The organism is Devosia sp. CN2-171, assembly GCF_049354815.1.
GTDB lineage: Bacteria > Pseudomonadota > Alphaproteobacteria > Rhizobiales > Devosiaceae > Devosia_A.
Genome location: NZ_CP186479.1, coordinates 667,060 through 681,756, shown reverse-complemented (window position 1 = coordinate 681,756; position 14,697 = coordinate 667,060). Strand labels below are relative to the sequence as shown.

Here is a 14,697-nt window from a genome sequence, read left to right as displayed (position 1 = left end):
CGGTCACCCAGAAAATGCGTGCGTCACGCGGCGCTTACAAGGGCTTCCGGCGCAAGACTGATAGTCGCGCCGAACCGCCGCTCGAATGCTGCCCGCAGCGCCGAGTCGACTTCACCCATCGATGCCAGTTGCCCCAGGTCCTCGAAACTCGTCACGCCCTGGTCGGAAATGCCGCACGGCACGATGCCGTCGAAATGGCTCAGCGTCGGCGACACATTGATGGCGATGCCGTGGAACGTCACCCAGCGGCTCACTCGCACCCCGATCGCCGCGATCTTGTCCTCGCGCCCCGGCCCCTTGTCGGGCCGCTGCACCCAAACCCCGATCCGACCCTCGCGCCGCTCACCCCGAATGTTGAACGCCGCCAGCGTATCGATGATCAGCCCCTCGAGTCCCTGCACGAGGCAACGCACATCGCGCCCGCGCTGGCGCAGATCGAGCATGAAGTACACCACCCGCTGTCCCGGCCCGTGGTAGGTATACTGCCCGCCGCGCCCGGCGTCGTAGACCGGGAACCGGTTCGGCGCGAGCAGGTCGCCCGGCGAGGCCGAGGTCCCGGCCGTATAGAGCGGCGGATGCTCTAGCAGCCACACCTGCTCGGCCGCCATTCCGTCGGCAACCGCTGCAGCCCGCGCACGCATCATCTCGAGCGCCTCGGGGTAGGGCACCAGCCCATCGGCAATTTTCCACTCGACCGGCACCCCATCCGCACGCATCAGCTTGGTGCCGGTGTCGCAGATTGGTTCACTCGTTAACGCTTCGGTAAGCAACGCCATCCAATGCTCATTCCGCAGGGCCCGGCGATTCAGCCTGGGCGGTCGTCGTGGTATGTATGAACACCCTAGACACTATTGAAGTGGATATCACGGTCGAACTGGGCGCGGCTATCATGCCGGTGCACCACCTGCTGCGCATGGGCCGTGGCGCCGTGATCGAACTCGACACCACCGAAAACGACCCGCTCCGCGTCTACGCCAACAACACCCTCATCGCCCGCGGCGAAGTGAAAGTGGAAGACGGCCGGCTGAGCGTCGAGCTCACCGAAAAGGTCCGCCGCCCCGCCTAATCCGGGCCGTTCGTGTCAACGCGTTCCCACCTGTGGCAAAAGCGGAATTAATCGCTTGCGCCATGCGGCGGGCGTTGCTACACGCTGCCTCGCTTCGCCGAAAGGCGTCGCTTCTACCTCGGCGTGCGGTCGTGGCGGAATTGGTAGACGCGCAGCGTTGAGGTCGCTGTGCCGCAAGGCGTGGAAGTTCGAGTCTTCTCGACCGCACCAGGGTTTCTCATTGACCCTGCAAGGCCAAATAGCTCAGCCCCTTCGGTGGGGTGCGGTTGCCCATCGCTGCAAAGGGGCACCACAGATGACCGGTCCGATGCCAAACTGCCCGATGTTGGGCAGCGTGCCCTCCATCCAAGGCAGCACGTGATGCACGTAGGCGACAACGACCCCTTCGAGATCGAGAAAATGGTTGCGCTGCGGCGCGATCTGCATGCGCACCCGGAGCTGGGCTTCGAAGAGGTTCGCACCAGCGGCATCGTTGCCCGGATGCTCGAAGAGGCAGGGATCACCGTCCATCGCGGCCTGGGGCAGACCGGCGTCGTCGGTACCCTCAAGGTCGGCGAGGGCACACGCGCGATCGCGTTGCGCGCCGATATGGATGCCCTCGCGATGCCCGAGCTCGCGGAGCGGCCGTACAAATCGACCACGGCCAACGCCATGCACGCCTGCGGGCACGACGGGCACACCGTGATGCTGCTGGCTGCCGCGCGGCATCTGGCGCGCAATCCCGGCTTTTCAGGCACCGTACACTTCGTCTTCCAGCCGGCGGAGGAGGGGCGCGGCGGGGCCCGGGCGATGATTGAGGACGGGTTCTTTGCCCGCTTTCCGGTCGACGCCGTGTATGGGCTCCACAACATGCCCGGCCTCGCCACCGACGAGATGGCGGTGGTCGCCGGGCCGCAGCTGGCCTCTTCGGACAGTTGGGAGGTGCTGTTCCGCGGCGTCGGCACGCATGGCGCCAAGCCGCATCTGGGCCGTGATGCGATGACCGCGGCGGCGCATTTCCTGGCCATGATCCACACCATCGTTGCCCGGCGGATCGATCCGCTGCAGCCCGCCGTGGTCAGCGCCTGCGCGATCGCCGGCGGCGACTTCCGGGCGCTCAACGTCATTCCAGACGAGGTACGGATCGGCGGCACGGCACGCGCCTATTCTACAGCGGTCCGAGACCAGCTCGAGGCGGAAATCGGTACGCTGGCGCGAGGCGTCGCCACGACCTTCGGCATCGACGCCGAGTACCGCTTCACCCGCCGCATCCCGCCGGTCGTCAACGATGCCGACGCAACCCGGCGGGCTTTTGCCGCTGCGCAGGCTGCGACAGGATCGCGTTCGGTGGTCACGGACTTCCCGCCATCGACGGCGGGCGACGACTTCGCGTTCTTCAGCGCCGAGGTTCCGGGGGCTTACGTATGGCTGGGCAACGGTCCGGCCGTAGAGGGCGCTCTGCATCACAACTCGCGCTACGACTTCAACGACGAAGCGATCCTCACCGGCGCCCGATTCTGGACCAGCCTGGTCGAGCAGGAACTGCGCTAACGCAGCCCATCGGCGAGCAGCCTGAGGGCGCCAGCCGCATCGACCCGCAAGGCAACCCTCAGGGCTACTCCATCCTGCCGGCCGGTGAGCAATGCTCCGGCGTCTGCGCCAGCACCGAGCTCGACCGAGACATCCCGGGTGTCGATCGCAAACAGCGCCGGCTGCAGCGCGAAAAGCATCACGCAGGGGTCATGCAGCGGCCGGCTTTCGCGCCCGCCGCTGCTCGCGAAGTAGGCTTCGATCAGATCCGCGCAGGTGCCGGCCGCCCGACCGCCGGAGGCGCGCAGCGCGGACAGCCAGTCGCGGCCGGCCCGCACCTTCCGGGTTACATCGAGGGGGATCAGCGTGGTGTCGAGGCCGGCGCGCAGCACGATGTCGGCGGCCTCCGGATCGCAGGCGAGGTTGAACTCCGAACGCGGGCCGACATTACCGGGCTCATCGATCGCGCCGCCCATGACGATCAGCCGGCCGATCCGGCCCGCGGCCTCCGGGTGATCGAGCACCAGCCGCGCAATATTGGTCAGCGGCCCCAGCGCCAGCACGTCGATCGAGTGAGCGGCACCCTCAGTCAGTACCTTCGCCATCCAGGCCGCGGCGCCCTCCAGCGGGCTCGCCTGAGGCGCCGGGAGCATGACGCCGCCGAGGCCGTCGTCACCGTGGATGGCGCGTTCCTCGATACCGCCACGCCGCAATGGCGCCGACGCTCCGGCAACTACGGGAACATCGGCGCGTCCCATCAGCGCAAGCAGCCGCCCGGCGTTTCGGGTCGTTGTTTCGATACCGATATTGCCGGCGACCGTGGTCAGCCCGACGATCTCAAACCGTCCGCAACTGAGCGCAAAGAGGATCGCGACCGCGTCATCGAGCCCCGGGTCGGTGTCGATGATGACGCGCCGCGCGCGCCTCATTGCGCGAAGGCAGCGAGGATGCGCACCCAGGAGCGGATGCCCTTATGGAAGCTCGTGAGGTCGTACTTCTCATTGGGGCTGTGGATGCGGTTGTCGAAGCGGGCAAAGCCGATGAGCAGCGAATCCATGCCCAGCCGCCGTTTGAATTCCCCTAGAATGGGGATCGAGCCGCCGGTGCCGGCGAGCGCCGCCTCCCGGTTCCATTCCTCACCGAGCGCCAGCCGCGCCTGGTTGAGCAGCACACCATCGAGCGGCATCATTTCGGCCGGGGCCGTGCCATGCGCGGTTAAGCGCACCGAGCAATCGGCGGGCACCAACGAACTGACGAAGGCGCGAAAACTCTCGCGGATCCTTGCCGGATCCTGGCCAGCCACCAGCCGGAACGAGATCTTGGCGCTCGCCTTGGCCGGGATCACCGTCTTGAAACCCTCGCCCGTGTAGCCGCCGATCATGCCGTTGATCTCGCAGGTTGGTCGGGCCCAGATCTGTTCGAGGACGCTTCGCCCGCTTTCCCCGGCGGGGATCGAGAGCCCGATATCGGCAAGGAATTTCTCGGCATCGAACGGCAGCCGCTGCCACTGCGCCTTGATAGCATCGGGGAGTTCGGTGACGCCGTCGTAAAAGCCGGGGATAGCGACGCTCCCGTCGTCGTTGCGGAGGCGGCCGACAATCGTCCCCAGCACCTGCAACGCGTTGCGCGCGGCATTGCCGAACATGCCCGAATGGAGGTCGCGGTCGGCGGCGGTGATCTCGATTTCCTCGCCCACGAGGCCGCGCCACATGGTGGTGATGGCGGGCGTGTCGCGGTCCCACATGTCGGTATCGCACACGAGGATGGTGTCGGCTCTCAATTCCTCCGCCGTTGCCTCGAGGAAGGGCCCGAGGCTCGGACTGCCCGCTTCCTCCTCGCCCTCGAACAGCATCGAAATCCGGATCGGCAACTTGCCGGTCACCGCCTTGAACGCCCGGCAAGCCTCGATAAAGGTCAGCAACTGGCCTTTGTCGTCGGAGGCGCCGCGGCCGAGGATGTGGGTCTCGCCGTCCGGTTGGGGGGAGAGCGATGGCTCGAACGGTGGCGTGGCCCAGAGTGCCAGCGGATCAACCGGCTGGACGTCGTAGTGGCCGTAGAACAGCACATGCGGGCCGGCAACAGCCTCGCCATGGGCAACGACCATCGGGTGGCCGGTGGTATCGCGCACCGATGCATCGAAGCCCAAGTCCCCTAGCTGCGACGAAAGCCATTGCGCGGCGCGGCGGCAATCGTCGGCGTAGGCCGGATCGGTCGAGATCGATGGGATGCGGATGAACTCGAACAGGCGTGCGAGGCTCGCGTCGAGCTGGGCATCGACATAGTCAAGAACGGCGTCAATATCGGTCGTCATTGGCTGTCCTGGTCTATGCGCGCCATCTCTGCCTTGAACGCGGTGGCGATCTGTAGCGCGTCGCGCAGTGTCTTTTTCGGGTCGAGCGTCTGCACCTGCCGATCGCGCAGCAGCCAGCGGCCGGCCACCATGACGTCGCGCACATCGGTGGGCAGAGCGGCAAACACCAGCATCGAATAGGCGTCGTAGATCGGGTGGAGGCGCGCAGCGCTCAGCTCGATGCGGATCAGGTCGGCCTGTTTGCCGGCCTCGAGCGAACCGATCTTTCTGTCCATGCCAAGCACACGTGCACCCTCGATGGTCGCCATGCGCACCACCTCGACCGCCGGCAGCGGCCTCCGCGATTTGCCGAGGAGTTTGGCGAACATCGAAACCGGCGCGAACTGTGAGAACAGGTCGAGCGTATTGCCGCTCATCGGCCCATCGCTACCGATCCCCACCGGGATGCCGGCCTGGCGCAGTTTCTCCACCGGCGCGATGCCACGGCCTGCCTTGCCGTTGGAGCGCGGATTGGTGGCGACGCAAACCTGGGCTTCGGCCATGTGCGCGATGTCGACGTCATCGAGATGCAGGCAGTGGGCGCAGATCAGTCCGGGCTTGAGCAGTCCGGCGCGCCTGACCACCTCCACCGTGCTGGTGCCGTGATTGTCGCGCGCCCAGGCGACCTCGAGATCGCTCTCCGCCAGATGCATCTGCACCGGCACGTCTGGATGGTCGGCCGACCAGGCGGCGACACGCTCCATTGCAGCAAGGCCAGTGGAGTAGGGGGCGTGGGGCGCGATGGAGGGGGTGACGAGCGGATGGCCCGCGAACTCGGCGACGAGAGCCTCGACCAGCGCGAACCCTTCGTCGAAATCCCTGTGGTCGGGCGGGGCGAAATCGGCGAGCGTCTGCCCCACGACACCTCGCATGCCTGCTTCGGCGACGACCCGGCCGACCTCGGTCTCGAAGTAATACATGTCGGCGACGGTGGTCACTCCGCCCGCGATCATCTCCAGCGCCGAGAGAGCTGAGCCCGCGCGCACCATTTCGGCGGTGACGAACTTGCGCTCGAGCGGCAGGATGTAGCGGTAGAGCCGGTCGTCCACGTCCTCGCCGAGCCCGCGGAATACAGACATGCCCATGTGGCAGTGGGTGTTGACCATGCCGGGCATGACGATGTCGCCGCCACAATCGACAATTTCGGCCTTCGCGATCACCGGCGGAACACCCGCACCCAGGGCGGTGATGAGGTCGCCATCGATCTGCACCCAGCCGGTTTCGTGCTGGGTCAGCGCGCCGTCGAGTGTCAGCACCCACGCGTTGGTGAGAAGGATCGTGCTCATTCGGGCTTGAGGATCGCGCACTGCTCGGCCACCGGCACGAGCTTCGCCTGGTCTCCCGGCGCCAGTGGCTGGGTCAGTGGTCCGTTGGCGGTCAGGTGTCCGATGGATGTCTCGCACTGGTATTGATATGCCCGGCCCAGATACGTCCGCAGTCCCAGCGTCGCGGGGATGCCCTCGGCCATCGGATCGCTGCTGACCGCCAGCCCGTCGGCGCGGCAAGCGAGAATGAACCGGTCCGGGATGTTCCCGAACCGCCCAGCAGATAACGCCAGCCGAACGCCACCCTCCGCCTCCGCCGTCACCGTCGCGCCGCCACGCGCCACGACCCGCATCGGGATAAGGTTTTCGAAGCCGACGAAGCGGGCGACGAAGGCGTTGGCCGGCCGCTGGTACAGCACCTCCGGCGTATCGAGCTGCATGATGCGGCCCTGGTGCATGATGGCGACGCGATCCGAGATCGAGAACGCCTCCTCCTGGTCGTGCGTGACATAGACCGAGGTGGTGCCATTGGCGCGCTGCAGCTGGCGGATCTCGACCCGCATGTCGACACGCAGCTTCGCGTCGAGATTGGACAGCGGCTCGTCGAACATCAGCAGCGGCGGTTCGATAACGAGGGCGCGCGCCAGTGCGACACGTTGTTTCTGGCCGCCCGACAGCGCCCCCGGCAGGCGATCGGCGAGCGGCGCGAGGCCGACGCGTTCCAGCATGGCGGCGACACGCTTCGATTTGGCGTCACCGGAGATGCCGCGCTGCTTCAAGCCGAAGCCGACATTGTCGGCGACCGACAGATGCGGGAACAGCGCATAGTTCTGGAACACGAGGCCGATATTGCGCTGGTGGGCCTGGAGCCGGGTCAGGTCCTTGCCGCCGAGAGAGATGGTGCCGGACGTCGGCTCGAGAAAGCCGGCGACGAGGCGGAGCGTCGTGGTCTTGCCGCAGCCGCTGGCGCCGAGCAGCGACACCAGCTCGCCCTCGGCAATCTCCAGCGACAGGTCCTCGAGCACTTTGGTGGCGCCGTAATGCGCGGTGATCGACTGGATCGAGAGGGATTGGGTCACGGCGCTACTCTATTTGGCAAAGAAGGTCAGCCCGAGCGTCCGCTCCACCACGGCCATGACCGCGACGGTGAGCGCCATAAGCAGCACCGATACCGACGCAACGGTCGGATCGAAGAACTGCTCCATATGGGCGAGTATCTGGATCGGCAGCGTCGACATGCCGGGCCCGGTCAGGAAGATCGAGATCGACACGTCGTTGATCGAGGTGATGAAGGCGAGGATGAACGCGGCGATGACGCCGGAGCGGACATTGGGCAGAAGGATGGTGAAGAAGGTCTTGAGCCGCGGCGAGCCGAGGCTGATCGCCGCTTCCTCGATCGAGAAGTCGAACGAGGCCAGCGACGCGCTGATGACGCGCACCACGTAAGGCAGCACCAGCAGCGAATGGCCAACCACCAGCGAGACGAAGATCGGCGCGTGAAACTGCGTCGCGACGTTCTTCAGCAGCGAGAAGCCGAGCACCAGCTCGGGTACCAGCACCGGCAGGATGAACAGTGTCGACAGCCAGCCCGGCAACTGGACGCGGTACCGGTTCAGCGCATAGGCGGCGGGAATACCGATGACGAGGGCGATGCCGGTCGACAGGAACGCGATCTGAAGGCTGGTGACGATAGTGCGGCGGAACGCGTCGATCTCGAAGATGTTCTGGAACCAGCGCAGCGACAGGCCCTGCGGCGGGAAGGTCAGGTAGGTGGTGTCGCTGAGTGCGGCGCCGAGCACGATGACCAGCGGGCCGACAAGGAAGATGAACACCAGAACGGTCAGTGCAATCAGCAGTGGGTGGATGCTGCGGGTCATCACACGGCCATCGGGTTGAGGCGGCGGGCGAGGTGGGTCATCAGCAGCACTATGGCGATGGTGATCACCACCATGATCGCCGCGATCGTCGAAGCACTGACCCAGTCGAAAGTGACCATGGCCTGCTGATACATCAGCGTGCCCATCACCATCTGGCTTTCACCGCCGAGGAGTTGCGGAGTGGCATAGGCGGTGAAGCTGCCGGTGAACACCAGCACCGCGCCGACGATCAGGCCGGGAAACGCCAGGGGCAGGATAACCTGCATGAAGGTAGCGGACGGCGTGGCGCCCAGCGAGGCCGACGCCTGCAGCAGGTCGTCCGGGATGGATTCGAGCACGCCCACGAGCGTGAGCACCATCAGCGGCACGAACAGATAGACCATGGCGGTGATCACCGCGCCCTGGGTGTAGAGCATGGTCAGCGGCTCGGAAATCAGTCCGGTGGAGATGAGCGCCGAGTTGAGGATGCCGTTCTTGCCGAGGATGATCAGCCACGCGAACGAGCGCACCACGACACCGGTCAGGAGTGGAAACACCGCGGCGATGATCAGGATGGACTTGAGCCAGCCGGGCGAGCGCGACACGACGTAGGCAGTGAGAAACCCGATCACCAAGGCAATGGCGGTGGTGGCCAGCGATACCTGGATAGTCCTCCACAGCACGGTGCGCCGAAAGCCGCTGCTCAGGAACCCGATATAGGGCGCGAGCGGGCCGGCCGGCGTCGCGAACGTCGTGAGGATCGTGGCGAGGACGGGCAGGACGAGGAAGACGACGACCAACAGGGTTGCGGGCGACGTCAGGATCCAGCCGGCGAAGCGTTTCATCAGGCGGCCTTCATACGCGGAAGCCGGGCCAGCCGGTTTCCAGGAGCGGAGTGGGTCTCCCCCGCTGAGCGGGAGGAGACCGATCGCGTGCGGGGCGATTAGCCGCCGAACAACTCATTCCACTTTTCGATCCAGCCCGGCTTCGCTGCATTCATCTTGACGTAGTCGACGCGCTTCAGGCCGGCGATCATGTCGGCGCCATAGGTCCAGAGCGCCGCTTGCTCGGGGGTCAACGTGACCGACTTGACGGCCGGCGCATCGACACCTTCCTCGGCCAGCTTCTGCTGGATTTCGGGAGTGAGGAGGAAGTTGATGAACTGATACGCCAGCTCCGGCTCGGGCGCGCCGACCGGGATATTGACCGTGTTGACCGTGGCGATCGCGCCTTCCGAAAGGTCGGCCCACACGGCGGTCGGCACCGCTGCCTTGATCTGGGCCAGCGTGAAATCCTGTGCGATGGCGGTGGTGATCTCGCCGGTCGAGAACAGGTTGATCATCTCGGAGCCGGTATTGTAGTTCTTGACCACGTTGGGCTTCAGTTCCGCGAGCGCGGCGAAAGCCCCGTCGGTGTCGGCATAGGCATCGACGCCGGCATGATCGCCGGCCTTGAGCACCACCATCGGCCCGGCGGTGGTGGTGATGCCCGGCAGCGATAGTGAGCCGGCGAGATCGGCCCGCCAGAGATCATTCCACGAGGCGATCGGCGTCGTCACCTTCGCGCTGTCATAGACAATACCGACGCGGCCCAGTGTGTAGGCCGGGCCGTAGCCGCCCTGCGGATCCTTGGCGAGGTCGTAGAGGCCAGCGAGGTTCGGAATCTTTGTGGCGTCGATCTTCTGGAACAGGCCCGCCTCAATGCCGGTCTGGCTGAAGCTGTCCGACAGATAGATCACGTCGACGCCTTCGCCATTGCGAATCTGTAGCTTGTTAAGCCGCTCTCCGGCATTGCCGGTTTCGAACGCAACTTCGCATCCGCACACTGCCTTGAACGGCTGGATCAGCAGCGCATCGAGCTTCTCGCCGTTGAAGCCCCACCATGAGATGGTGAGCGTCTTGGTCTGCGCCATGGCGGGTGCGGCCATCATCATCGCCGCGGTGGAAACTGCTAGCGCCACGGAGCGGGCGAGAGTCTTTCGCATCACTGAAAATTCCTTTGTGTCTCGGCCATTTGCCGAGTGATTCCAACTGTCGAGCGCCTCCACCCCGTGCTGAGCCTATTTTTTTGGCTCCCCCCTCGCAAGGTCAAACAATGTGCAAGCTCGCGGTGATCTCGGCAGGGTGATGCGTCTCCCTTGACAACAAACCTGAGCACGCTCATATTTGAGTATGTTCAGCCTTAGGTGATCCACAGGAGTTCACCACTGCCGTGCGGACCTTTTCCGCACCGCCATCAAAGGAGCAACAACGCCATGAACGCGCACTTCGCCTCGAACGAAACCATCATCACCTCCTACAAGGACGCCCCGGCGCGCACGATCACCGCCGGCGGTGTCACCTACGCCTATCGCGAACTAGGGCCGAGAGGCGGAATCCCCGTCGTCTTCTTCGTCCACCTCGCCGCGAACCTCGACAACTGGGACCCGCGCATCGTCGACCCGATCGCCAAGGGCCACCACGTCATCACCTTCGACAACCGCGGCCTCGGCGCCTCCAGCGGCCAGGTCCCCGACAGTGTCGAGGCGATGGCAGACGATGCCGCCACCTTCATCAAGGCGCTCGGCTTCGAACAGATCGACATCTTTTCCTTTTCCCTCGGCGGCATGGTCGCCCAGGCACTTGTGGCCAAGTACCCCGGCCTCGTCCGCAAGCTCATCCTCACCGGCACCGGCCCTGCCGGCGGCAAGGACATCGATAAGGTCGCGGGCGTCACCTATTTCGACATCCTCCGCGCTACCCTGACGCGGTCAGACCCGAAGGAGTTCCTGTTCTTCAACCGCAACGCCAGCGGCAGACCCGCAGCCCGGGCCTTCGTCAACCGGCTGAAGGAACGTACGAGGGACCGCGATGTACCTGTGACGCTCAAGGCGTTCGGTACACAGCTCAAGGCAATTGCGAAGTGGGGACGCTCGGCTCCACAGGACCTGTCGAAGATCACCCAGCCAACCCTGATCGCCAACGGCGACAACGACCGGATGGTGCCCTCGGTGCTCTCAACGGACCTGCACCGCCGGATAAAGGGATCCGAGCTGATCATCTATCCCGACTCCGGCCATGGCGGCATCTTCCAGTTCCACCAGAAGTTCGCGCCTGTCGCCGTCGCGTTCCTCGATCGTTGAGGGTAAGAGAAGATGGGCACGACATCGCCGAAGTTCAGAAAACGCTTCTCGTCATCGATCCTCTTGTGGATGCGCACCGACAAGCCCCGGGAAGCCGGAATGAACTACTGGAAGGGGCCGCATTCCAAGATCATCTCGGCCAGCCCAGGCCTCTATGAATACCGGCAGACTCACCTTGCCGAGACAAACTCCGGGCTGTGGCCGGCGACCCCTGGTGTCGAAACGGAGATCCCCGCCGGGCGCAAGATCGACGGCGTCGCCCAGGTCGCGTTCCAGTCGGTGTTCTCGGTGCTGGCCGGGCGCGAGCAGAACAAGCTGGCGTTCAAGGACGAGATCAACGTGTTCAGGCGCACGCTACTCTATCTGGGCCTGCCAGACTGGTCCCGCTGGTACGACGTCGCGCGACCCGGCGAGAGGGTCGGCACCCGGGTGCTCGTCTATCTCAGGCGACGGGATGGGGTGAGCGGGGGCACGTTTCGCAAGTTCATCAACGATGATCTGGCCCCCGCCCTTGCTGGCGCCGGTGTCTTGAAGGAACTGCGAACTCAGGCATTCTTGCCCTGGAGCAAGGGGCTGTGGGATACGCCGAATGTCGCGCACGACAATCCGGCCGATCAGCGGTTCCACGCCTCGGTGATGCTTGGTTTCACCGACGCGGCGGCGCAGGCCGAGTTCTTCGAGAGCCGTGCGATCGGCGGCCTGTCGGCTGAGTTGGGCCGGTTCGCCTCCGCCGTCCATGCTTACGACGTCTCGGCGGCGCTGACCTATGTGAAGGACGGCACCATCCTGCCGCACTATGAGGAGTAGCGGGTGAAGACCCCACAAGCACAGCCTGCCATGCCTCTCGCCGCCCAGCCACTCGGACGTCGCGAGCGCAACAAGCAGGTCAAGCTGGAGCGCATCATTGCCGCCGCAGGTGAACTCTTCGACACCTACGGCGTCGATGCGGTCACCACGCAGCAGATCGCCGACAAGGCCGACATCGGCACCGGAACCCTGTTCCTCTACGCCAAGAGCAAGAGCGAGTTGTTCCTGCTCGTCCAGAACTCCGGCTATGTTGCCGCCCTGGAGCAGGGCATGGCGGCGGCCGAGAACATCCCCGGGGTGATTGAAGCCCTGATGGCGATCATCCGCCCGGTCGTCGAATGCAACCGCAGCCACGTGGAGAACGGACGGACCTACCTGCGCGAACTCGTCTTCGGTGATCCCGAGGAACCACACCACCGTGACGCTCTGGCCCTCACCATCGAGACCGAGGCGGCGTTGACCGCCGTGCTGTGTCGCGACGAGCGCATCAAGCCCGACGAGGCCGGTACGCTAGCGCAGATCGCCTCTGCAATCATGTTCATCAGCATGGCCGCTACGATCAACGCCACGCGCACGGTCGACGACGTCATCGAGGAAATCGCAGGCCGGCTGCGAGTCATGCTGCCGCACTGAGCGGCACGATCGCCGCTACTGCACCGCCGCTCCCGAGGCGAGGAACAGGCTGGCTCGCTCCGGTTGCGGCGCTAGGCTCAGGTCCTCGCCGACTGCGACCTCCACATCGCCCGGAAGCGCCACGACGATCTGCTGGCCGGATGCCAGCGTCATGGCTGCCAGCGTTTCGTTGCCGAGCCGCTCGACGAGCTTCACCTTGCCGCCAAATCGCTGGTCGCCCGTGGTGCCCAGGTGATGTGGCCTCAGACCGATGGTGACCTCGTCGCCGCTGCTGACAGCGGCGTTCGCGCGCGGAAGAACCAACGTGCCGATGTCGCCCGACGACAGCTTGACGCTAGTTGAATCGACACCTTCGACCCGTGCCTTGAGCAGGTTCATCTTCGGCGACCCGATGAAGCCGGCAACGAAGAGGTTCGCCGGCCGGTGATAGAGTTCGAGCGGCGAGCCGATCTGCTGCACCACGCCGGCGTTGAGCACGACGATCTTGTCGGCGAGCGTCATGGCTTCGACCTGGTCGTGCGTGACGTAGATCATCGTCGCCCCGAGGTCGTCATGGAGCTTTGCCAGCTCCATGCGCATGTCGACGCGCAGCGCCGCATCGAGGTTCGAAAGCGGCTCGTCGAAGAGGAACACGCCAGGATGCCTGACAATAGCGCGGCCGATGGCGACGCGCTGCCGTTGCCCGCCCGAAAGCTGGCTCGGGCGGCGGTCGAGCAGGTGCTCCATCTGCAGGATCCGTGCGGCCTCGGCCACCTTGGCATCCTTCTCCGCCTTGGGTGCCCTGGCGATGGTGAGGCCAAAGGCGAGGTTCTCGCGCACCGTCATGTGCGGGAAGATCGCGTAGCTCTGGAACACCATGGCGATCGACCGGTCCTTGGGCGGCAGGTCATTGACCACCCGGTCGCCGATGGTCAGCGTGCCGCCGGAAATGTCCTCGAGCCCGGCAATCATCCGCAGCAGCGTAGACTTGCCGCAGCCTGAGGGGCCGACAAACACGCAGAACTCACCGTCCGCGATGTCGATGTCGACACCCTTGATGACCTCGGTCGAGCCGTAGACCTTCTCGATACCTTTGAGCGACACGCGTGCCATTGTTGCTACTCCGCTGCGTCTCTGATGGGGACCACCGAAAGCAGGCCGTCGGTGCCGACGACCACCGGCTCCGGGTCCATGACATATCCGCCGAACTGCGCCTTGCCGTTGTCGGCAAAGCCGAGAATGCGCAGGCCATCGGCCGTTTCGACGATACGCGCCGCATAGCGTCGGCAAGGCTCGGCGCCGTCGAGGAAGGGACCCGGCGCGACCTGCCAGGGGCCGCGCGGATCATCGGCGATGAGGTAGTGCGTGCCGGTCACCGGGCTTTGCGGGTTGAAGCGCTTGTAGGCCTCGGACCAGTGGGTGCTGGAGGTGCAGAAGAGGCAGTACCATTTGCCGTTCTGCTCAAAGACCTGCGGCACTTCGAGTTGACCGAAACCGCCTGAGAACACCGGCGGCTGCAGGGTCCAGGTCATCAGATCCGGCGAGGTGGCAAAGCCGATTGCACCGCCGGCATTGGGCTCGGCGACACCGGGCACGCGGGCCGTGAAGTACATCAGCCAGCCATCTCCAGCCGGATCGCGCATCACCCACGGATCGCGCATGGCGCGATCATGCCAGTGGCCGATCGCATGCTGCGCCTCGTAGTGCGCGGCGGCTGGCCCCTCGAGATCGAGACAGAAGCCGGTGCCGACGCGCTGCCAGTTGTGCAGGTCCGTCGAGGTGGCATGGCCGACGCGCTGGTAGAGGCCATCCTCGGAATGGCGCGAGCCGGTGTAGAACAGATGCCAGAGGCCGTCGTCGCCCCGCAGCACCGAGCCGGTCCAGGTCGTGTAGTCGTCCCAGGCCGGCCCGGCGCTCGGGGAGAGAAAGGTCCCGAGATGCGTCCAGTTGACGAGATCGTCGGAAACCGCATGGCCCTGCGAGACATTGAAGTGCCTGAGATCGGGATCGCCCAGGCTCTTGTCGGCCTGCAGGAAGAACCCGTGCCAGCGGGTGCCGTCATTCACGTACCAGCTGTCCCAGATCCATTTTTTCTCGAGTGCGATGACCAT

Annotated in this window: 15 protein-coding genes and 1 tRNA gene; 6 read left to right on the top strand and 10 right to left on the bottom strand. The window is 65.2% G+C overall.

What is annotated here, in order from left to right; all coding sequences use genetic code 11:
- Positions 1-23: 23 nt before the first annotated feature.
- Complete coding sequence (gene lipB, locus ACOYW5_RS03505) at positions 24-716, bottom strand: lipoyl(octanoyl) transferase LipB (protein WP_423069398.1); 693 nt, start codon at positions 714-716, stop codon at positions 24-26.
- A gap of 116 nt (positions 717-832) precedes the next feature.
- On the opposite strand from lipB, the gene ACOYW5_RS03500 reads away from it, so the two are divergent.
- From ACOYW5_RS03500 to ACOYW5_RS03490, 3 genes are all read left to right on the top strand, one after another.
- Positions 833-1,066 carry a FliM/FliN family flagellar motor switch protein gene (locus tag ACOYW5_RS03500; protein ID WP_423067873.1) on the top strand — a complete coding sequence of 78 codons (234 nt, stop codon included), beginning with the start codon at positions 833-835 and terminating at the stop codon, positions 1,064-1,066.
- 125 nt (positions 1,067-1,191) lie between these two features.
- Positions 1,192-1,276, top strand: a tRNA-Leu gene (locus tag ACOYW5_RS03495).
- A 150-nt stretch (positions 1,277-1,426) separates the two neighbouring features.
- On the top strand, positions 1,427-2,596 hold the full coding sequence (locus tag ACOYW5_RS03490; RefSeq protein WP_423067872.1) for a M20 aminoacylase family protein: 1,170 nt from the start codon (positions 1,427-1,429) through the stop codon (positions 2,594-2,596).
- Here the strand turns inward: ACOYW5_RS03490 and ACOYW5_RS03485 are convergent.
- The 7 genes from ACOYW5_RS03485 to ACOYW5_RS03455 form a co-directional block, all read right to left on the bottom strand.
- The gene (locus tag ACOYW5_RS03485) at positions 2,593-3,504 is read right to left on the bottom strand and encodes a nucleoside hydrolase (RefSeq protein ID WP_423067871.1); all 912 of its coding nucleotides are present in this window, start codon (positions 3,502-3,504) and stop codon (positions 2,593-2,595) included. The two genes, ACOYW5_RS03490 and ACOYW5_RS03485, sit on opposite strands and share 4 nt — an antisense overlap.
- A complete protein-coding gene (locus ACOYW5_RS03480; RefSeq protein ID WP_423067870.1) occupies positions 3,501-4,886 on the bottom strand; it encodes a M20/M25/M40 family metallo-hydrolase in 1,386 nt (461 codons plus the stop codon). The genes ACOYW5_RS03485 and ACOYW5_RS03480 overlap by 4 nt, the downstream gene beginning before the upstream one ends.
- On the bottom strand, positions 4,883-6,211 hold the full coding sequence (locus tag ACOYW5_RS03475) for an amidohydrolase family protein (protein ID WP_423067869.1): 1,329 nt from the start codon (positions 6,209-6,211) through the stop codon (positions 4,883-4,885). Before ACOYW5_RS03475 ends, ACOYW5_RS03480 begins: the two co-directional genes overlap by 4 nt.
- The gene (locus tag ACOYW5_RS03470; protein ID WP_423067868.1) at positions 6,208-7,269 is read right to left on the bottom strand and encodes an ABC transporter ATP-binding protein; all 1,062 of its coding nucleotides are present in this window, start codon (positions 7,267-7,269) and stop codon (positions 6,208-6,210) included. Before ACOYW5_RS03470 ends, ACOYW5_RS03475 begins: the two co-directional genes overlap by 4 nt.
- A 9-nt stretch (positions 7,270-7,278) precedes the next feature.
- Positions 7,279-8,070, bottom strand: a complete 792-nt coding sequence (locus tag ACOYW5_RS03465) for an ABC transporter permease (RefSeq protein ID WP_423067867.1) — start codon at positions 8,068-8,070, stop codon at positions 7,279-7,281.
- Positions 8,067-8,891 carry an ABC transporter permease gene (locus ACOYW5_RS03460; RefSeq protein WP_423067866.1) on the bottom strand — a complete coding sequence of 275 codons (825 nt, stop codon included), beginning with the start codon at positions 8,889-8,891 and terminating at the stop codon, positions 8,067-8,069. Before ACOYW5_RS03460 ends, ACOYW5_RS03465 begins: the two co-directional genes overlap by 4 nt.
- Positions 8,892-8,989: 98 nt before the next feature.
- Complete coding sequence (locus tag ACOYW5_RS03455; protein ID WP_423067865.1) at positions 8,990-10,033, bottom strand: ABC transporter substrate-binding protein; 1,044 nt, start codon at positions 10,031-10,033, stop codon at positions 8,990-8,992.
- A 267-nt stretch (positions 10,034-10,300) separates the two neighbouring features.
- Between ACOYW5_RS03455 and ACOYW5_RS03450 the strand changes: the two genes are divergently transcribed.
- From ACOYW5_RS03450 to ACOYW5_RS03440, 3 genes are read left to right on the top strand one after another with little or no spacing between them, the layout of a single operon-like run.
- A complete protein-coding gene (locus ACOYW5_RS03450) occupies positions 10,301-11,167 on the top strand; it encodes an alpha/beta fold hydrolase (protein WP_423067864.1) in 867 nt (288 codons plus the stop codon).
- A 12-nt stretch (positions 11,168-11,179) separates the two neighbouring features.
- Entirely contained in the window at positions 11,180-11,974 is a 795-nt protein-coding gene (locus ACOYW5_RS03445; RefSeq protein ID WP_423067863.1) for a hypothetical protein, read from the top strand.
- A 3-nt stretch (positions 11,975-11,977) separates the two neighbouring features.
- Entirely contained in the window at positions 11,978-12,607 is a 630-nt protein-coding gene (locus tag ACOYW5_RS03440) for a TetR/AcrR family transcriptional regulator (protein ID WP_423067862.1), read from the top strand.
- A gap of 15 nt (positions 12,608-12,622) precedes the next feature.
- On the opposite strand, the gene ACOYW5_RS03435 is transcribed toward ACOYW5_RS03440, so the two are convergent.
- Both ACOYW5_RS03435 and ACOYW5_RS03430 read right to left on the bottom strand, forming a co-directional pair.
- A complete protein-coding gene (locus ACOYW5_RS03435; protein WP_423067861.1) occupies positions 12,623-13,699 on the bottom strand; it encodes an ABC transporter ATP-binding protein in 1,077 nt (358 codons plus the stop codon).
- Between the two features lie 5 nt (positions 13,700-13,704).
- A complete protein-coding gene (locus ACOYW5_RS03430; protein WP_423067860.1) occupies positions 13,705-14,697 on the bottom strand; it encodes a hypothetical protein in 993 nt (330 codons plus the stop codon).